Raw genomic sequence first — 18,349 nt, 5'->3', positions numbered from 1 at the left:
TGCGAGTAGCACAGCCAGCAACAAAGCCTTACAGGCGCAGAGCAAACCACCCGTTTTACGGGTGGTCCTGATTATTTTAAAGTTCATATGTTATTATTTTGGAATATAATACAATATTCAAATATGATTTTATGTTATAAAAATGTATTCAGATATCCCTACGTTACAGATTTATATACTAACAGCATGAGAAAAAGCTTGTCTTAAATTTGCATTGTAGAATGTTGAATTATTTTTAGTAATCTAATTATTCGTATGTAGGCGATAAAACAAATATTTATAATAACTAATATCTATAAAAGCTCAGTAAAGGAAAAAATATATTTATCACAATACTTAAGAATTTCGGATATAGGTTCTAAACATAAATCATCTTTTATTCCGATCACCCTCATATTTGCTTTTTTTGCACTTTTCATAGCAGGGAGTATATCCTCAAATACTAAACAGTATTCAGGTTTAATATTTAACTTTTTTGCTGCTAATAAATATATGTCAGGACAATCTTTTCCTTTTGCGACTTCATCAGTAATAGTGATTGAATCAAAATAGTCATAAACCCCATTGTTTTTTAAACAAGCCTCAAGCAGTGGGATAGAATTGCTAGTCGCTAATGCAATTTTTATTTTATTATCTTTTAAATATTTTAAAAAAGTTTTTACACCTGATTTGAGTTTTACATTATTAGCGTAATGATGAAATGCTGCATGATGCCAATCACTAAGTATTTCATCTACTGAATCTTCAATTTTAAATCTATTTTTAAAATATACTGCTGTCTGATAAAAACTTAAGTGTTCAATATCGTTTTTTAAGTCATTAGGTACAGCATGTCCTTTCTTTTTAAGATAATCTATGTCGATCTGAGACCATACCCACATGGAATCTACAATAGTTCCATCTAAATCAAAAATTACACCTTTTATATTACTTAGCATTTTACACCTCCAAATAATTGTTATTTATCTAAACGAATAAATATTGATATAGCTTAGTGCTAAACTTAATCTTCTATTGGTGTGCCTTAGTGTCAATAAATATTATAATTAAAGCATTAGATACGAATAAGAATTAGAAGAATTAGTAATAAGATATATCTTATAGATTAATAAATTACTAAATAAAAAAACTTAAGGATCAATCCTTAAGTTATAGTAGTCTAATAATATATTTGGTCGGGGTGACAGGGATTGAACCTGCGACCTCATGGTCCCAAACCACGCGCGCTCCCATCTGCGCCACACCCCGGTTATACATTAATTATATATTCAAGTAAATCTTATGTCAAGGACTTTAGAAGATGTAATTAATACAGAAAAAAGTTAATTATAGTCATTAGAATAAATAATTTTGTGATGAGGGAGGCTGGAATTGTTAAGTTAAGTTTATTGATGAAAATTTATATATATAAGCTATAATAAGAATCACAAAGAATAAGCTAGAAAAAGTGGGGAATACGGACGATATTTAGATAATAGTAGGATAAACTAAATTCTCGCTATATATATGAATTGTTCATTCTTATCCAAGGTGTTATAATTATGTAGTAATATAGATTAATGGAGGAGGGAAGGTTTAAAACCGATATTTAATGAGGAGTAGAATTCTAGCTATTATGTTAGCAACCGTAATCGTTGTAGGTAGCTCGATACCAGCGTTTGCGACGCCAGATAATCAACAGTTGAGTGATTCAAGACAGAAATATGCAGAAATTGAAAGCAAGATAACAGATATTCAGAATAAAATTGATGATTTAAATATGCAGATAGAGCCGCTACAATTAACAGTAGATAAGAATAAAAAAGAAATAACTACTATCAATAAAGTTATTGATAGTAGTACAAAAGACATTGAACAATATAAGAAAGAGATTAATACATTAGATTTAGCTTTAGGACAAAGAGTTAAAGCTATGTACATGTCAGGTGATTTAGAATTTGGTTACTTGAATTTTATACTTGAATCAGAATCAACAAGTGATTTCTTTTCTAGAGCAGAGGCAGTTAGTAAAATTATAGGAAAAGATAAATCTGCCATAGAAGATGTTACAAGTAAAAAGGAAGAATTAAATAACAAAATAAAATCCTTAGAAGATAAGAAAGATGAAATAGATAAACTTAATAAAGAAATACAAGTTAGCTTAAGTGAACTCGATGGAAAGAAAAAAGAAGCAGAAACTTTATCAAGTCAAGCTAAGGATGAAAAAAGTAAATTTGACTCACAATACTTATCACAATTAGAAAGAGAACTTGTAAAATCTCAATTTGATGTTATAGGTAACTCTAATAGTTCAGCTACTGATCTTCAAGGAGCAATTAATCAATTAAGAAATATTAGAGATAATCAAATTAAGAGTGAGATTGTTACTTCAGAGATAAATGATAAAATTGAAAAGGCTAAAACAATGGTAGCAGATAAAAAAGCAGCTGAAGTAAAAGTGGCAACGCCAAGTAGAGGCGGAGGCGGAAGAGTAGCTGTACCATCAGCAGGAAATGCTCAATCTATTCTAAATGAGGCATATGCACAGTTAGGAAAGCCTTATGTATGGGGTGCAACTGGAGATGCAAGTTTTGACTGTTCAGGATTTACTCAATATGTTTATGAGCATGCTGCAGGAGTAGATATAACAAGAACAACTTATTCTCAAATTGGAGTTGGACAACCAGTTAGCCAAGATCAGCTTCAACCTGGAGATTTGGTATTTACTCATCCAGGTCACGTTGGGATATATGTTGGTAATGGCCAAATGATTAACGCACCTCAAACAGGTGATGTGGTTAAAGTTGCGCCAGTTTATAGTTTTTATGCTGCAAGAAGAGTTCTTAAGTAGTTAACATAAGAAATTAGTTGTTAATATCTGATTTCAAATTATTGTCCTTCTGTAAAAGATCAGAAGGACTTTTTTTATTTTACTTGTATGATATAATGTGGAATATATACTTTAGAGATTAGGTATATACAAATATTGATATTAGATATTTTAAAGTAGAATATTGTAAAGTTAAGTAGAGGAAGAATAATATGAATAATAAATTGCAATATGTGAGAGATGATGAGACAGTAGATGATTTGCAACTTAAGGGATTAAATTTAATTCAAAAGAAGGAGGGATTTAAATTTGGTATAGATGCTGTTTTATTATCTGATTTTGCTTATATAAAAAACAAACATAAGGTGATGGATTTATGTACAGGAACTGGAATAATTCCATTTTTGATATATGGCAAATATAAGCCTGAGCGTGTATATGGATTAGAAATTCAAGAAGATATGGTAGATATGGCTAAAAGGAGCGTAAAATTAAATGAGCTTGAAGGAAATGTATGTTTTATAAATGAAGATTTAAAAAACATAGATTATCTAAAGACACTTGATAAGTTTGATGCGGTGACAGTAAATCCACCTTATAAACTAAACAATTCAGGAATTATAAATCCAAATGATAAGCTTGCTATAGCTAGGCATGAAATACTATGTAATTTAGAAGATGTGATTTCGGCAGCAAGAATTTTATTAAAGGATAATGGAAGACTCTTTATGATACATAGACCTGAAAGATTAGCGGATATTTTTGTTTTAATGAGAAAATATAAAATAGAACCGAAAAGAGTAAAAATGATTCATCCTAAGGTAGGAAAAGCTCCTAATATTGTATTGGTTGAAGGACAAAGAGATGGGGGAGCCTATTTGAAGTGGGAAGCACCATTGTATGTCTATGATGAAGATGGAAAATATACTAAAGAAATAGATTCAATATATTGGAGGTTATGATATGGAAAATGGAAAGTTGTATTTAGTACCAACTCCTATTGGAAACTTAAAAGATATAACATTGAGGGCTCTAGAAACTTTAAGAGATGTTGATATTATAGCGGCTGAAGATACAAGACAAACGTTGAAATTATTAAATCATTTTGAGATAAAAAAACCATTAATAAGTTATCACAAATTTAATGAGCAAATAAAAAGTGATAAAATTATAGATCTACTAATGGAAGGTAATAATGTTGCTTTAGTTTCAGATGCTGGAACACCTGGAATATCAGATCCAGGAAGTGTTATTGTTGGACGTTGCATAGAAAAAAAGATAAATTTCGAAGTACTTCCAGGAGCGACAGCTATAACTACGGCATTAGTTTATTCTGGATTAGACACAACTAAATTTTTATTCAGGGGTTTCTTACCAAGAGAAAATAAAGAACGTAAGATAGTCACAAATGACTTATTGCAAAGTCAGGAAACTATTATCTTTTACGAAGCACCGCATAGACTGATAGATACGCTTGAATTCTTATTAGATACGTTCGGAGATAGAAAAATTGCTGTATGTAGAGAATTAACTAAGATTTATCAAGAAATATATAGGGGGACGTTAAAAGAGGCTGCTCAATATTTTCTAGAGAATAAACCAAGAGGAGAATTTGTTCTTGTTCTAGAAGGAAAAAGACTTGAAGAGATAAAGGAAGAGCAAAGGGAAGAGTGGATTCATTTATCTATTGAAGAGCATATAGTTAAATATATTAATGGTGGTGCGAGTAAGAAAGAGGCAATAAAGCTTGTAGCCAAGGAAAGAGAATTACCTAAAAGTGAAGTATATAAATTCTCAACTAATATATAATTAAGTTAAGAAAATAGACTATCTCAAATTAACTCTTGAGATAGTCTATTATTTATTGACTATATAATTAATTATATAATAGGAAATTAGAATACATCAAATACTATCTGTTTGTTTTAATTTCATCTAAACATTTAGTACAGATATTCTTACCTTTATAGTTAATTACGTCTCTTGCATCTCCACAGAAGATACAAGCTGGTTCGTATTTCTTTAAGATTATTTGCTCTCCGTCTACATAAATTTCTAATGCATCTTTTTCAGCAATATCTAATGTTCTTCTAAGTTCTATAGGAATAACTATTCTTCCTAATTCATCTACTCTTCTAACTACACCTGTTGATTTCATAAAAAATTCCTCCTAATTCCATGATTCGACATTCTACTATGATATATTACCAAGTATGTAATATAAAGTCAATGTATATTTTTAAATATTTATAAGAAATTACAAATTTCAACTTTAATAAACATCTTATATAAAATATACTACCATATTTTAGAAAAGTCAAGAGGGTTTATTTGTAAAATTATCATATTAATCCAAATTAATAAATTTGAGGAATCTAGATGTACCAATGGTTAGAGAAATGTATATGAATTATATTCATGATTATATAATAGTGAATTTACAAATAAAGTAATATAAGGCATATGTCCGCTTTTTTTGTAGAAATGCAAATACTATAAATAATAATGTCGATTGATTACATAAATTAGATATTTTTTATCAATACTATATTTAAAAAAAATTAGATATGTCGTATAATACTATTATTATACTAAGAGTATAAACTAGTAGAAAAATTTTTATATTACAATGTTTATAATAACTTGTAACAAGTTCATGATTACTATATAATATATAATATAGATTGAGAAAGAATAGGTGCATGATAATGGCAGGAAAATTTGATTCAGATTATATAAAAGAATTGGCTAAAGAAATGTCTAAAAGTACTTCCGTTTCATATGAAGATATTCCTAAATATGATTTGTTTTTATCCCAAGTAATCGATTATTTGAACGATAAGTTTGTTGATGAGAAGTTTACTAACAATATAGTTCAAAATTATACTAAAAGCGAAGTTATAACTAAGCCGGAAGATGGAAAAAAAAGAGGATATACAAAAATGCATTTAGTACAATTAGTACTGCTTAGCCATATGAGGCCCTTATTAACGACGGAAGAAATAAAGAAAGTTTTTCGGCTTGCATTTAATGAAATCAATGACAGAAGCGATGATATACTGTCATGGGAAGAGACATATAAAACTTTCACACAAATACAAAAGGAAAGTTTGGATAACTATTTAGATACGTTTATATCAAATGATGATAAATTAGAAGATATAATAAAGAATTTTGACTTGAAAGATAATGATAAGGAAAGAATTAAAATTTTCCTATTAGTTCTTTCTTTAATAGCAGAAGCAAGTGTTATTAAAAAGTTAGTTCAAAAAATAGTTAAAGAGTATGAAGAAGAATAAATTATATGAGATAAAATATTTACAATAGCAATAAACTAAAAAACACTTACTTAATTAGAACTTGAATTTTGTTAGGCTAATTAAGTAAGTGTTTTATGACTATGTTTATGATTTAATATTGAAAATGTGATTTTAACTATAGTGAGGAATTAATTTATGGATAAAATTCTTATACGAGAGTCTGTGAGAAATTTAGTAGAATTTTGCTTGAAAAAAGGTGATATAGATAATAGGTTTTCTGGAAGTGCTAGGGCAGTAGAGGGAGTAAGAGCACATCAAAAGCTTCAGGAAGATAACGGAAGGGTTTATGAGAACTATGAAAAGGAAGTATATTTAACTCATGAATTCGAGACGAATAAAAGCTTGATCTATATTGAAGGAAGAGCAGATGGAATTATAACAGAAAAAGATAAAGTTATAATTGAAGAAATAAAATCAACTTATAAGAATTTTGCATACATTGATGATTTGAATGAGGTCCATTGGGCTCAGGCAAAGGTGTATGCTTTTATTTATGGAAATCAAAATAATCTTGAAGAAATTTATGTACGATTATCCTACATGCAGTTAGAAACGAATGAGGTTAAGAGTTTTGAAAAAAAATTTACTATAGGAGAATTAGAAGAATTTATATCTGATTTATTAAGAGAATATGAAAGATTTAGTGTTCTAATATTTAAATGGAAAAACATTAGAGATGAAACTATAAAAGTACTAAATTTTCCTTTTGAAAAATACAGAGAAGGTCAAAGGAAACTTATTAATGTTTCATATCAAACTATAAAAGAGGAAGAAATATTATTTGTTCAGGCACCGACAGGCATAGGAAAAACTATATCAACCATATTCCCAGCTGTAAAGGCTATAAGCGAAGGAATTGGAGAAAAAATTATATATTTGACGGCAAAGACGATAAATAGGGAAGTTGCAGAAGAAACTTTTGAAAGATTGCGTCAAGAAGGATTGAAATTTAGGACTATCACAATTACGGCAAAAGAGAAAACATGTATTAATGATGATTTTGATTGCAATCCAGAGAAGTGCATATATGCGAAAGACTATTATGGTAAAGTAAAAAAAGTAATTACAAATGTTATCGAAAAGGAAGAAAGAATTTCCACGGAAATATTGAAGGAATATGCCGAAAAATATCAGGTATGCCCATTTGAGCTATCTTTAGATATAAGTACTTATTGTGATGGAATTATAGGTGATTATAATTACATCTTTGATCCAAGAGTATCTTTGAGTAGAGTTCTAGAAAGCAAAGGAAATATAGTTTTGGTGGATGAAGCACATAATTTAATTGATAGGTCAAGGAATATGTATTCGGCATCCTTATATAAAAGTCAAATTCTAAATTGCAAAAAGATAACTAAGGGTAAATTAAATAAACTACATTCTTTATTGGGAAAGATTAATGATTATTTCATTGATTTAAGAAATGAATGCGACCATAGAGAAGTGAAATCATTTTATGAAGAGGAATATCCTAAGGAATTGAGTAAATATTTGCAGTTATACTTAAAAGAAAGTGAAGAAGTGCTAGTAAGAGGGAATAGATTTGATGGTTATGAAGATATATTGAAATTATATTTTGATATGAATGCTTTTACTTCTACGACACAGCTCTATGATGAAAATTATAGGACTTGTATAGAAAAGGATTCTCAAGAAATCAAGTTGACTTTATATTGTGTAAATCCAGCTAAGAATTTAAGAGAATACTTAGGGAAATGCTACTCAGTAATATTTTTTTCTGCAACTATATCACCAATAAAATACTATGTAAATATGCTGGGCGGAGATGATAATACATATAGGCTAAAGCTTCCATCTCCTTTCAATAAAGAAAACTTAAAAGTTCATATTAGTCCTATTAATATTAGATATTCATATAGAAAAAGGACCTTATCATCAGTGAAAGATAAAATTTGTGGCTTTATAAAGCAGCAAATTGGAAACTACATGATTTTTTCACCATCATATGCATATATGGAAGAGTTATATAGCCATATGGAGGAGTCGAAGCTAGAAGAATTTAATCTTATGAAACAGAAACCTAATATGACGGAGGAAGAAAAAAGTGAATTTTTAAGAAGATTTAAGAATAGCAATAATTTATTAATGTTTTGTGTGCTTGGAGGGATGTTTTCAGAAGGAATAGATTTGCCTGGTGATCAGTTAATTGGAAGCATAATAATTGGAGTAGGATATCCTATGGTAGATATGACAAATGAAGTTATAAAGGATTTTTATAAAGAAGATGGTTATGACTATGCGTATGTATTTCCAGGAATAAATAAAATTCAGCAGGCTGTAGGAAGAGTTATAAGAACTGAGACGGACAAAGGAAGAGTTCTGCTTATTGATGATAGATATATAAATAATAAATATAGTGTTCTTTTACCAAATGAGTGGTATCCTATAAATAAATATTAAATTATCTATAGTTGTATGAAATAAGCTACTAGATTGTATTGTGCATTGTGAATTAAAAATAAGTATGTTAAAATATTCATGGTAGTTTTATGAAATAGTATATCTACATATAATTTTAGTATTTACACTACAATTTAAAAATATTTAGTTATTGATATCGTCAGTCAGAAGTTTGAATCGGAGATATATTGGTGATGATTAATAACATATTAAAGTAGAATTAAGGAGCGAGGATAATGAATATTCCATTAATTGATTTAAAAGCTCAATATAAGTCTATTGCTGAAGATTTAGATAGAGTAACTAAAGAAGTGCTTTCTTCTGCGAATTATATTATGGGCAAGAATGTAATTGAATTTGAGAGAGAATTTGCAGAATATATAGGAGTTAAACATGCGATATCAGTGGCGAATGGAACTGATGCATTGGTTATTGCATTAAAATCTTTAGGAATAGGGAATGGAGATGAAGTAATAACTTCGACATTTACTTATTTTGCTTCAGCTGAAGCTATTTCAGCAGTAGGTGCAACGCCTGTTTTTGTTGATGTTGAAAAAGAAACATTTAATATAGATCCAACTAAAATAGAAGAAAAAATTACAAATAAAACAAAGGCTATTATACCAGTTCATATATTTGGACAATGTGCTAAGATGGATGAAATAAATGAAATAGCTAAGAAGCACAATTTAAAGATCGTAGAGGATGCTGCTCAAGCATCAGGTTCTAAATATAAAGGAAAGATGGCGGGAACTTTAGGTGATGCAGCATGTTTCTCATTCTTCCCAACTAAGAATCTTTCGTGTGCTGGCGATGGCGGCATGATAGTGACAAATGATGATAATATAGCAACAATAGCAAAAGCTTTAAGAACACATGGAAGTGGAGAAACTGGACAAAAAGCTTATAATTTGCTAAATAATATAAATGATGAGATAGAGACGTCTAAAGATGGTGACGATACTGTATATAATGCTTTAAAATACTATAATTATTTAATCGGGTTCAACTCTAGGTTAGATGCTATTCAAGCAGCAATTCTAAGAGTAAAATTACCACATTTAGATGATTGGAATAGTAGAAGAAGAGAAGTAGCCAAAATATATAATGAAAAATTAAAAGATTCTAATGTAGTTGTACCTACTGTTGATGAAGAAAATGAAACTATATATCATCAATATGTGTTACAATGCGAAAATAGAGAAGATATGATAAATAAACTTAAAGAAAATGGCATAGCAACTGGAGTTTATTATCCAGTCCCATTACATTTACAAAAAGTATATAAAGATCTAGGATATAAAGAAGGGGATATGCCGGTTGCAGAATATTTATCACATAGAACATTTGCAATACCAGTTTATCCAGAATTAACAGAAAATGAAATAAATTATATAGTTGAAAATATAAAGGCATAATATTAATATTGTAATATGCAAATTCCTATATATTTTGAACTTGAAGTTTACTTAAGGAAAATATTGATAAGTGCGAGGATTAATTATGGATAAGAATTATTTTGTACATGAATCAAGTTACATTGATAACGACGTAGTGATAGGTGACGGAACGAAGATTTGGCACTTCTCTCATATAATGAGTAATTCTGTAATTGGAGAAAAGTGTAATATAGGTCAAAACGTTGTAATATCGCCTGGTGTAAAAATTGGAGATGGGGTAAAGATACAAAATAATGTGTCTGTATATACAGGAGTTATTTGCGAAGATTATGTATTCTTAGGACCGTCTTGTGTGTTTACTAATGTAGTAAATCCAAGAAGCTTTATTGAAAGAAAAAGCGAGTATAAAGAAACTATAATTGGAAAAGGGGCTTCTATAGGTGCTAATGTAACAATTGTGTGCGGTCATAATATAGGGAAATATGCATTAGTAGGTGCTGGAGCAGTAGTTACTAAACACATACCTGATTATGCCTTAGTAGTAGGCAATCCGGCAAGTATCATAGGATATGTATGTGAATGTGGAGAAAAGTTGAACTTTAAAGATGAGCATGCAACTTGTAAAGCTTGTGGGAAAAAGTATAGCAAAGATAAAGAAAAAGTAGAATGTATAGATTAGAAAAACAGATTTTTATTTATTAACATTTCATTGTATAATTTGTTAATAAAACTTTTTAGTAAATTATGTTCTGTGGATAAAATTTTAGGCCGTAAATTACAGGAGGTATAAGATGTCATTATTAAAACAACAATTATTAGATAAAATAAATAATAAAACTGCAAAAGTTGGTGTGGTTGGTCTTGGATATGTTGGATTACCATTAGCTGTGGAAAAGGCTAATGCTGGTTATCAAACTATTGGATTTGATGTTCAAGATCAAAAGGTAAATATGGTTAATGAAGGAAAGAACTATATTGGGGATGTAGTGGATGAAAATTTAAAGAAGATAGTAGAAGAAAATACTTTAAGAGCTACTACTGACTTTAGTTTTGTTAAAGATGTAGACACTATTTGTATTTGCGTTCCTACACCATTAGATTTATATAAGCAACCAGATTTATCATATGTTGTAGATTCAACAAAAAGTGTTGCACAATATCTACATAAAGGTATGCTTGTTATTCTTGAAAGTACTACATATCCAGGAACAACTGAAGAGGTTCTTAAGCCAATACTAGAAGAAAGTGGACTTAAATGTGGAGAAGACTTTTTCTTAGCCTTTTCACCAGAAAGAGTTGATCCAGGTAATAAGGACTTTAATACTAAAAATACTCCTAAAGTTGTTGGGGGGTGTACACCTGATTGTACAGAAGTTGCAGCAGCATTATATAGAAATATATTAGAGGGAGATATCCATACTGTATCATCTCCAGCCGTAGCTGAAATGGAAAAAATATTGGAAAATACATTTAGAAATATAAATATTGGATTAGCTAACGAAATGGCTATTTTATGTAATAGAATGGGAATAGATGTATGGGAAGTTATAGATGCAGCTAAGACCAAGCCATACGGATTTATGCCGTTTTATCCAGGTCCAGGCTTAGGTGGACATTGTATTCCTCTTGATCCATTTTACTTAGAGTGGAAAGCAAAAGAATATGATTATCATACAAGATTAATAGAAACTTCAGGAGAAATAAATGATTCTATGCCTGAATTTGTATTAGATAATGTAATGAAGATTTTGAATAAGAATAAAAAGGCATTAAATGGTGCGAAAGTTCTTTTATTAGGAGTTGCATATAAGAATGATATCGATGATTATAGAGAATCTCCAGCATTCAAGGTAATAGAGCTATTAGAAAAGAATGGCGCTGACTTAATGGTAAATGATCCGTATTGTCCGATTTCTAAATATAAGGGTAAGGTTTATAATTCTGTTGATTGGAAAGAGGTTATAGACGAGTCTGATATAGTAATTATAACTACAAATCATAGTTGTTACGATTACGAATCAATTGTGTCTAGAGCTAAAGTTATTTATGATACTAGAAATGCAACTAAAAATGTTGTTAATAATAGAGAGAAAATTTATAAATTATAAGTTTTTCAAGGTGTATATAAGCTGATTCTATGCAAGAATGGTATATTAATTCCAATGAGTTACTATTAGTTAGAATATACTGTTTATAAAAAGAGCACCTCCATAATTTTATGGAGGTGTTCTTTTATTTACATTTATTAATAGTACATATAATTTCTGAAAAGCGAATAAAATAAGTACTGCATAAAATAAATAGATATTTAATTAATATAAATAGAAATTGGTGATTAAATGAAATATATAAAATTAAGTAGCAAAGTTAATTTAATTATACATCTTATAGTAAAAATTAAGAGGGACGATGTGTTTGCATTAGCATCTCAGTTAGCATATTATTTAATATTATCATTTTTCCCATTTATGTTATTTTTGATGACTTTAGCTGGATTTAGCAGCATAAGCTCTAAACAAATACTGGGACAATTAAATGTTATGCTTCCTAGGAGTGTATTGGAATTAACTCAGTCAACTGTTGTAGAGATATTTGACAATCAATATACTGGATTGTTAGGAATATCTATATTGTTAACGCTATGGACAGCGTCATCTGCATTTAAGGCTATAATAAAAAGCATAAATAAGGCGTACAACTTTAAAGAAGAAAGGTCATTTATTAAACTTTCAATTATTTCTATGTTAGGAATATTAGCATTAGCTGTAACTATAATTCTAGCTTTAACAGCGTTAGTATTTGGAAATGTAATAGGCGATTATATTAAAAGTATCAATCCATTTTATGAAATAATATTGATTATTTGGAATATATTCAGATATACTTTTATATTAGCGATAATGATATCTATATTTATTTGCGTTTATAAATTTGCTCCTGCTAAAAAGTTGGTATGGAAAGAGGTGATCGCAGGGTCCATATTTAGCACAGTGGGCTGGGTGCTAGTGTCCTTTGTTTTTTCATTTTATATCGATAATTTTAATAATTATTCTAGGTTTTATGGAAGTCTTGGTGCAGTATTTATACTTATGACATGGTTATTTTTAATATCAATAATATTCATCTTAGGAGTAGAGATAAATTTTGTTACATCTGAGTTAAGAGGTAGAAATCGAATGATTAGAAACAGGTAGACAATGATATTAAATTTTATTATAAAGTTTGATTTTTTATTGAATAGAAATTACCGAAGTGGGTATAACTTTAGAAGAAAAATATTCAGGAGGTAAAAGATGAATAAGATAATATTATTAGGAAGATTAGTTAAAGACCCTGAACTTAGGCACACTGAAAATGGAGAAAAAATTTATACCAAGTTTACAATTGCTGTGCAACGAAATTTTAGATTACCTGATGGAATTAGAGAAGCGGATTTTATACCTATAAAAGTTTGGGGAAAAAAAGCTGAAGTTATAGTAAAATATATGAAAAAGGGAAGCCTTATTACTTTAAGCGGTAGATTAAGAACTGGTAGTTATGAGGATAAGGAGGGAAATAGAAAGTATATAGCAGAGGTTATAGCAGAAGATTTTAAGTTTCTTGAGAATAAGAAAAGTCAAACTGAGGCGTTGTAAAAATATTAGCCTAGTTGATTTTAATAATATAAGCTATATGGATAGATAAGTATATAACTATAAATATACTTATTTATAGAAGAGGTTATCTAATTGTTAGATATTATCAATGCGTTTAGATAACCTTTGTGATAACATAAAAAGTATATTTTTACTTACAAATAAAAGTATACTTAAAATAAATATTCTTTTAATAAAATGCTTGATTATAAAAAACGCTGATGATATTAGTTTAATTTAATAGAACTAAAAATGAATACTAAAGTCATTAAAGTAAGATAAGTAGTATTTATATAGAAATGAAAAAAATGTTTTTTATATTGTAATAATAAATGAAAAATATTTGTAGAAAAAGTGTTGTATTTATGTGGATATGTGTTATAATAATATTGTAAACGATATCTATTATATATTTTTCAATTATGGTGAAACAAAAAAAGAGATTATGAGGTGAAAAAAGAGCTATTGGCTCTTTTTTTATTTCTTTATGATAATTAATAAGGTTTCAATTGTAAATAAAAGCCATATTAGGTTTTTAAAAAATATATACAGTACATTATTCGTCTGATTTCGACAAAAGACTTTTTTTATATGAAAATTTAAAGAATGTATATGTTGTAAAAAATAAAGGAAGAAGTTTTATTGTCAATAAAAAAAATATAAATCTTGAAAAAGAGGACATGCTTTGACAATTTATTGATACATTATGTGATACTATAGGTTTGTAAACAAGGAATTACTATCTTGAGGGAGTTGAAAGGGTTATGAATTTGGTTGAGGAATATACATCAATTAATAGTGATGCTGATGTAGAGTATAGATATGCATATAGGCTTATAAAAAAGGATTATAAGGGGATAACTGCATATGGAATTGAAGTTGAAAGAAAAGATTATATTGGTTTAAAAAATGTAAATTTAGAGAGAGAAAAGATAGATATAATATCAATTCATAGGTACAAAGTAAAACAGTTACTTATGAAATTGTTTAATAATCAGGTATCACCACTTCACTTAATTGATATTATAGGGACGTATGTGGATGAGCATGCTTATGAGTTTGATATTGGTATGGGAGAGAAAGTTATAAATTAATATTAAGGTATAGAAATAATTAAATATTTACGCTAGTATATGGTAAGAGATTACTAAGAAAGGCGATAAATCATGATTATTGGAATTGGAACAGATATAATAGAGATAAGTAGAATAGAGCGTGCGATACAAAGAACAAATACTTTTATTGAAAGATCATTTACTTGTAATGAGATTGCATATTTCAAATTAAAAGGATTTAAGGGGAATGTAGTAGCAGGAAATTTTGCTGCTAAGGAAGCGATTAGTAAAGCAATAGGAACTGGATTTAGAGGATTTGGATTAAAAGATATTGAAATATTGAGAAATGAGTTGGGAAAGCCAATAGTGAATTTAAGTGATAAAATATATAACCTATTGGAGATAAAAGAATTTAATATGCATGTTAGTATTTCACATAGTAATGAAAATGCGATAGCTTATGCAGTTATGGAGGCAATATAATGTTAGAAATTTTTTCGGCTAAACAATGTAGAGAAATTGATAGAGAATGCATTGATTATATTGGAATTCCTAGTATCGTATTGATGGAAAATGCTGCGATAAGTTTATTTGGGGAGATTTCAGATAAAGGTGAATCGTTTTTAATATTATGTGGAAAAGGTAATAATGGGGGGGACGCCCTTGCATTAGCTAGACATTTGATATTAGATGGGAAAAAGGTAAGGGTTTATATTCTAAGTAAAGACGAAAATTACAGTCAAGATTTTAAAATTAACTTTGGGATATTAGAAAAAATAATTGAAAAGAATGACATATTATTTATAAAGTCAGAGAACGATATAGATGAAAACGTAATAAGTGATATTAAAGACTATGACCTATTAATAGATGGAATTTTTGGTGTCGGCCTTAACAAAGATTTAGTGGGAATGTTTAAAAGTATTATAGAATGTATAAATTTATATGCAAAATTTGTGGTGGCGATTGATACGCCATCGGGTTTAGACTGTGACTTAGGTATTGAGAGAGGAATCGCGGTTCATGCTAATATAACTTATACATTTGAGGTCGTCAAACAGGGCTTTTTAGATTATAAAGCTATTGATTGCGTCGGAAAAATTAAAATATTAAAAATAGGCATTCCAGAGTATATAAAAAAGAAAAACTCTAATAATTTTTATATACTAGAAAAAAAGGAATATAGTAAGATGCTTTTAAAAAGGCAGGTTTATGGTCATAAAGGAGATTACGGTAGAGGAGTAGTTGTAGCTGGAAGAATCGGATTTACTGGAGCAGCCTTTATAACTACGGAATGTACGGTTAGAGCAGGTGCGGGATTGACTACACTAGCATGCAGCAGTGAGGTGCAAAAGATACTATCAAGCAGATTAACAGAAGCTATGACATTAGACTATGAAGATAATGATAACTTTATAGAACTTATAAAAAGAGCAAGTTCTATTGCTTTTGGTCCTGGAATTGGGGCTGGAGAAAGAGAAAAAAGCTTGTTGGAAAAGATAGTAAGTAACAGTAAATGTCCTATTGTGATTGATGCGGACGGGATATCTATTATAGGGGAAAATAAGTACTTGCTAAATAATTTAAAGGGTAGGGCAATTATTACTCCACATCCAGGTGAAATGGCACGGTTTCTAGGAATGAGTATTGAAGACGTGGAGGCTAATAGAGTCAGCATAGCAAAATCAGTTGCCATGCAGTATGGAATAATTGTTTTATTAAAAGGGTATAATACCGTAATTTCGAACGGAAAAGAAGTTTATATAAATCCTACTGGCAACAGTAAGATGGCATCAGGAGGCATGGGAGATGCATTGACCGGAATAATAAATGCATTTCTGTCACAAGGAGCTAGCATAAATCAGGCTGCTCTTTTAAGTGCATATATTCATGGGAATATAGCTGATAAATTAAGCAAACAAGTTTACATAGTAAATGCAAGAGATATTATAGCCGAATTACCTAAAGAAATTAACAGTATTATTGATTAATTAAGAATAAAGTCACTAAGATTTTCATAAATAGTAATATGTAGTAATAAATCTTAGGAGGCCTTATGGATTTTAGAAAAGTATTGTTCAATAAAAAAATAATTATAGGTATTTTGGTGCTTATTCCAGTACTTATGATTTTGTTAGTTATTTTATGTAGAGACGTAATTACCCCTTCAAATGAAGATATAATTAGTGAACTGAAAGATACAAAGTATTACAGTAGTAAAGTTGATTATTTGTTTAAGAATTCTAAGTCGGAATTCGAGGAAAATACAATGCAATACTATAGTTTTGATAAGGGGTCAAGAATAGAATTCGGAAATGACTATAACAGAGTTAAGGTTTATAACGGTTCAGAGATAAAAGTTGAGGGTGACGAAGATAAAGAGGGATATACACTTGATAAGGATATAGACGTAATTTATCCTTTGGCATTCATAGAAAATATACTATCTAATAAGCAAGCTGATGAAATAAAAGAGGTTAAAGCAGATTGGGGACCAGGAGTATATTTACAAATAGATATAGAATTTAACAGCAAGAATAAGCATTTAAATAAAGCTGAATTCTATGTAGATAAGGATAAGAAGGTTCCAGTATTATTAAAGATTTTAGATGATGATAATAAAGAGAGAGTAATAGTAAAGTATAGTGATTTTAAAAAAGAAAAAACATTAAGTGATGATTTATTTTGATTTAAATAAATTTATTAATTAGAAATCAAGCCAACATTAATATTAAAAAACGATATACTAAATCTAAATATAAATTAAAGTACATATTAGAAATTTTGTAGAGAAAACATTTAATAAGAATTATCTAGAGAATGGTAAAGAAGTAATACAAATCCTTTGACAAATTGACATAATTTGCAATATAATCATAGTTATAAGAACTTTTTACTGCTATGGAGGCGAAAAGATGTCAATAATTAATCTAAATAACATGAAAAATAAAAAAATAGTTAACTCAGGGAATAATAAAATTAAAAAAAATAGTGGAATTATGGAGAAATCGTTAATACAATATATTAACGAAGGATTTTCAGCTGATTTTGAAAAACTAATGAAAAATGGTTATCAAGAAATGGCTGAAATAAACTTGGAATATTCTAAATTAGGTTTTGAATATATGTTAGATGATGTTAATGAGTATGAGGCATGGATTTGCGGAGTGTGATTATTTAGAATGGCAAACATTGTGGTAAAAAGAGGGGAAATTTTCTATGCGGATTTAAGTCCAGTTATAGGATCCGAACAGGGCGGGATAAGACCTGTTATTATAATACAAAATGATATTGGAAATAGATATAGTCCTACTGTTATTGTAGCTGCAATAACATCTCAAATAAATAAGGCTAAGCTTCCTATTCATGTTGAAATTTCATCAGAAGAGTATGGATTAAATAGAGATTCTGTTGTCTTATTAGAACAGATAAGAACATTAGATAAGAGAAGACTTAAAGAAAAAATTGGACATATGACTGAAGCAGACATGAAAAAGGTTGATAAAGCATTAGCGGTTAGCTTGAATTTAAGCTAAAGAGAAAACAAAAGGGTTTTATATCTATTAATATTAGGAGTGGTATAGATAATTTTTTTTATTTGTACTACTCTTTTTGTGCGTGAGAATACTCTATATTATATGAATATGCTTAAAAGTATATCACATTAATGAATGAGGTATACAAAATATATTTTGTATGCTAGAATAAA

General features: G+C 28.9%; 18 protein-coding genes and 1 tRNA gene. 16 read left to right on the top strand and 3 right to left on the bottom strand.

All coding sequences use genetic code 11. The features are described from left to right. Positions 1-293: 293 nt before the first annotated feature. Positions 294-938 (bottom strand): HAD family phosphatase, encoded by a 645-nt coding sequence (locus L1S46_RS01270; protein ID WP_012061039.1) that lies wholly within the window; start codon positions 936-938, stop codon positions 294-296. 234 nt (positions 939-1,172) lie between these two features. Then, positions 1,173-1,248 (bottom strand) — tRNA-Pro (locus tag L1S46_RS01265). Between the two features lie 343 nt (positions 1,249-1,591). Between L1S46_RS01265 and L1S46_RS01260 the strand changes: the two genes are divergently transcribed. From L1S46_RS01260 to rsmI, 3 genes are all read left to right on the top strand, one after another. Then, positions 1,592-2,830, top strand: a complete 1,239-nt coding sequence (locus tag L1S46_RS01260; RefSeq protein WP_012061038.1) for a C40 family peptidase — start codon at positions 1,592-1,594, stop codon at positions 2,828-2,830. 191 nt (positions 2,831-3,021) lie between these two features. Then, the gene (locus L1S46_RS01255; RefSeq protein ID WP_238898928.1) at positions 3,022-3,771 is read left to right on the top strand and encodes a tRNA1(Val) (adenine(37)-N6)-methyltransferase; all 750 of its coding nucleotides are present in this window, start codon (positions 3,022-3,024) and stop codon (positions 3,769-3,771) included. A 1-nt stretch (position 3,772) separates the two neighbouring features. Further along, positions 3,773-4,618 (top strand): 16S rRNA (cytidine(1402)-2'-O)-methyltransferase, encoded by an 846-nt coding sequence (gene rsmI / locus L1S46_RS01250; protein WP_077829048.1) that lies wholly within the window; start codon positions 3,773-3,775, stop codon positions 4,616-4,618. Positions 4,619-4,721: 103 nt separating this feature from the next. Here rsmI and L1S46_RS01245 read toward each other — a convergent pair whose 3' ends face one another. Further along, complete coding sequence (locus L1S46_RS01245; protein ID WP_012061035.1) at positions 4,722-4,967, bottom strand: AbrB/MazE/SpoVT family DNA-binding domain-containing protein; 246 nt, start codon at positions 4,965-4,967, stop codon at positions 4,722-4,724. A gap of 550 nt (positions 4,968-5,517) precedes the next feature. Between L1S46_RS01245 and L1S46_RS01240 the strand changes: the two genes are divergently transcribed. From L1S46_RS01240 to L1S46_RS01180, 13 genes are all read left to right on the top strand, one after another. After that, complete coding sequence (locus L1S46_RS01240; protein WP_012061034.1) at positions 5,518-6,108, top strand: DUF1836 domain-containing protein; 591 nt, start codon at positions 5,518-5,520, stop codon at positions 6,106-6,108. Between the two features lie 156 nt (positions 6,109-6,264). Further along, positions 6,265-8,550 carry an ATP-dependent DNA helicase gene (locus L1S46_RS01235; RefSeq protein ID WP_238898926.1) on the top strand — a complete coding sequence of 762 codons (2,286 nt, stop codon included), beginning with the start codon at positions 6,265-6,267 and terminating at the stop codon, positions 8,548-8,550. A gap of 236 nt (positions 8,551-8,786) precedes the next feature. Then, on the top strand, positions 8,787-9,968 hold the full coding sequence (locus L1S46_RS01230) for a DegT/DnrJ/EryC1/StrS family aminotransferase (RefSeq protein ID WP_039773083.1): 1,182 nt from the start codon (positions 8,787-8,789) through the stop codon (positions 9,966-9,968). Between the two features lie 85 nt (positions 9,969-10,053). Continuing rightward, the gene (locus tag L1S46_RS01225; RefSeq protein WP_012061031.1) at positions 10,054-10,629 is read left to right on the top strand and encodes an acyltransferase; all 576 of its coding nucleotides are present in this window, start codon (positions 10,054-10,056) and stop codon (positions 10,627-10,629) included. A 112-nt stretch (positions 10,630-10,741) separates the two neighbouring features. Further along, positions 10,742-12,058 (top strand): nucleotide sugar dehydrogenase, encoded by a 1,317-nt coding sequence (locus tag L1S46_RS01220; protein WP_012061030.1) that lies wholly within the window; start codon positions 10,742-10,744, stop codon positions 12,056-12,058. A gap of 231 nt (positions 12,059-12,289) precedes the next feature. Beyond that, positions 12,290-13,144 carry a YihY/virulence factor BrkB family protein gene (locus tag L1S46_RS01215; RefSeq protein WP_012061029.1) on the top strand — a complete coding sequence of 285 codons (855 nt, stop codon included), beginning with the start codon at positions 12,290-12,292 and terminating at the stop codon, positions 13,142-13,144. Between the two features lie 99 nt (positions 13,145-13,243). After that, on the top strand, positions 13,244-13,585 hold the full coding sequence (locus tag L1S46_RS01210; RefSeq protein ID WP_012061028.1) for a single-stranded DNA-binding protein: 342 nt from the start codon (positions 13,244-13,246) through the stop codon (positions 13,583-13,585). A gap of 764 nt (positions 13,586-14,349) precedes the next feature. Next, on the top strand, positions 14,350-14,679 hold the full coding sequence (locus L1S46_RS01205) for a DUF6514 family protein (RefSeq protein ID WP_017212238.1): 330 nt from the start codon (positions 14,350-14,352) through the stop codon (positions 14,677-14,679). Between the two features lie 72 nt (positions 14,680-14,751). Then, positions 14,752-15,123: a holo-ACP synthase gene (gene acpS / locus L1S46_RS01200; RefSeq protein WP_012061026.1), complete on the top strand. Its 372-nt coding sequence runs from the start codon at positions 14,752-14,754 to the stop codon at positions 15,121-15,123. Further along, a complete protein-coding gene (locus tag L1S46_RS01195) occupies positions 15,123-16,631 on the top strand; it encodes an NAD(P)H-hydrate dehydratase (RefSeq protein WP_238898924.1) in 1,509 nt (502 codons plus the stop codon). The genes acpS and L1S46_RS01195 overlap by 1 nt, the downstream gene beginning before the upstream one ends. A 65-nt stretch (positions 16,632-16,696) precedes the next feature. Then, the gene (locus tag L1S46_RS01190; RefSeq protein WP_012061024.1) at positions 16,697-17,329 is read left to right on the top strand and encodes a germination lipoprotein GerS-related protein; all 633 of its coding nucleotides are present in this window, start codon (positions 16,697-16,699) and stop codon (positions 17,327-17,329) included. A 226-nt stretch (positions 17,330-17,555) separates the two neighbouring features. Then, the gene (locus L1S46_RS01185; protein ID WP_012061023.1) at positions 17,556-17,813 is read left to right on the top strand and encodes a hypothetical protein; all 258 of its coding nucleotides are present in this window, start codon (positions 17,556-17,558) and stop codon (positions 17,811-17,813) included. 9 nt (positions 17,814-17,822) lie between these two features. Continuing rightward, a complete protein-coding gene (locus L1S46_RS01180) occupies positions 17,823-18,176 on the top strand; it encodes a type II toxin-antitoxin system PemK/MazF family toxin (protein ID WP_009172938.1) in 354 nt (117 codons plus the stop codon). Positions 18,177-18,349: the final 173 nt, after the last annotated feature.

This window comes from Clostridium sp. YIM B02500, from assembly GCF_022324665.1.
In the GTDB taxonomy this organism is placed as follows: domain Bacteria; phylum Bacillota; class Clostridia; order Clostridiales; family Clostridiaceae; genus Clostridium; species Clostridium beijerinckii.
Note: the sequence above shows the minus strand (reverse complement) of the source record. Positions and strands in the feature narration are given on the sequence as shown.

What these genes read in the sequence shown, in the direction of transcription:
- L1S46_RS01270 (WP_012061039.1), bottom strand. Translation starts at nt 938, where the DNA reads ATGCTAAGTAATATAAAAGGTGTAATTTTTGATTTAGATGGAACTATT.
- L1S46_RS01260 (WP_012061038.1), top strand. Translation starts at nt 1,592, where the DNA reads ATGAGGAGTAGAATTCTAGCTATTATGTTAGCAACCGTAATCGTTGTA.
- L1S46_RS01255 (WP_238898928.1), top strand. Translation starts at nt 3,022, where the DNA reads ATGAATAATAAATTGCAATATGTGAGAGATGATGAGACAGTAGATGAT.
- rsmI (WP_077829048.1), top strand. Translation starts at nt 3,773, where the DNA reads ATGGAAAATGGAAAGTTGTATTTAGTACCAACTCCTATTGGAAACTTA.
- L1S46_RS01245 (WP_012061035.1), bottom strand. Translation starts at nt 4,967, where the DNA reads ATGAAATCAACAGGTGTAGTTAGAAGAGTAGATGAATTAGGAAGAATA.
- L1S46_RS01240 (WP_012061034.1), top strand. Translation starts at nt 5,518, where the DNA reads ATGGCAGGAAAATTTGATTCAGATTATATAAAAGAATTGGCTAAAGAA.
- L1S46_RS01235 (WP_238898926.1), top strand. Translation starts at nt 6,265, where the DNA reads ATGGATAAAATTCTTATACGAGAGTCTGTGAGAAATTTAGTAGAATTT.
- L1S46_RS01230 (WP_039773083.1), top strand. Translation starts at nt 8,787, where the DNA reads ATGAATATTCCATTAATTGATTTAAAAGCTCAATATAAGTCTATTGCT.
- L1S46_RS01225 (WP_012061031.1), top strand. Translation starts at nt 10,054, where the DNA reads ATGGATAAGAATTATTTTGTACATGAATCAAGTTACATTGATAACGAC.
- L1S46_RS01220 (WP_012061030.1), top strand. Translation starts at nt 10,742, where the DNA reads ATGTCATTATTAAAACAACAATTATTAGATAAAATAAATAATAAAACT.
- L1S46_RS01215 (WP_012061029.1), top strand. Translation starts at nt 12,290, where the DNA reads ATGAAATATATAAAATTAAGTAGCAAAGTTAATTTAATTATACATCTT.
- L1S46_RS01210 (WP_012061028.1), top strand. Translation starts at nt 13,244, where the DNA reads ATGAATAAGATAATATTATTAGGAAGATTAGTTAAAGACCCTGAACTT.
- L1S46_RS01205 (WP_017212238.1), top strand. Translation starts at nt 14,350, where the DNA reads ATGAATTTGGTTGAGGAATATACATCAATTAATAGTGATGCTGATGTA.
- acpS (WP_012061026.1), top strand. Translation starts at nt 14,752, where the DNA reads ATGATTATTGGAATTGGAACAGATATAATAGAGATAAGTAGAATAGAG.
- L1S46_RS01195 (WP_238898924.1), top strand. Translation starts at nt 15,123, where the DNA reads ATGTTAGAAATTTTTTCGGCTAAACAATGTAGAGAAATTGATAGAGAA.
- L1S46_RS01190 (WP_012061024.1), top strand. Translation starts at nt 16,697, where the DNA reads ATGGATTTTAGAAAAGTATTGTTCAATAAAAAAATAATTATAGGTATT.
- L1S46_RS01185 (WP_012061023.1), top strand. Translation starts at nt 17,556, where the DNA reads ATGTCAATAATTAATCTAAATAACATGAAAAATAAAAAAATAGTTAAC.
- L1S46_RS01180 (WP_009172938.1), top strand. Translation starts at nt 17,823, where the DNA reads ATGGCAAACATTGTGGTAAAAAGAGGGGAAATTTTCTATGCGGATTTA.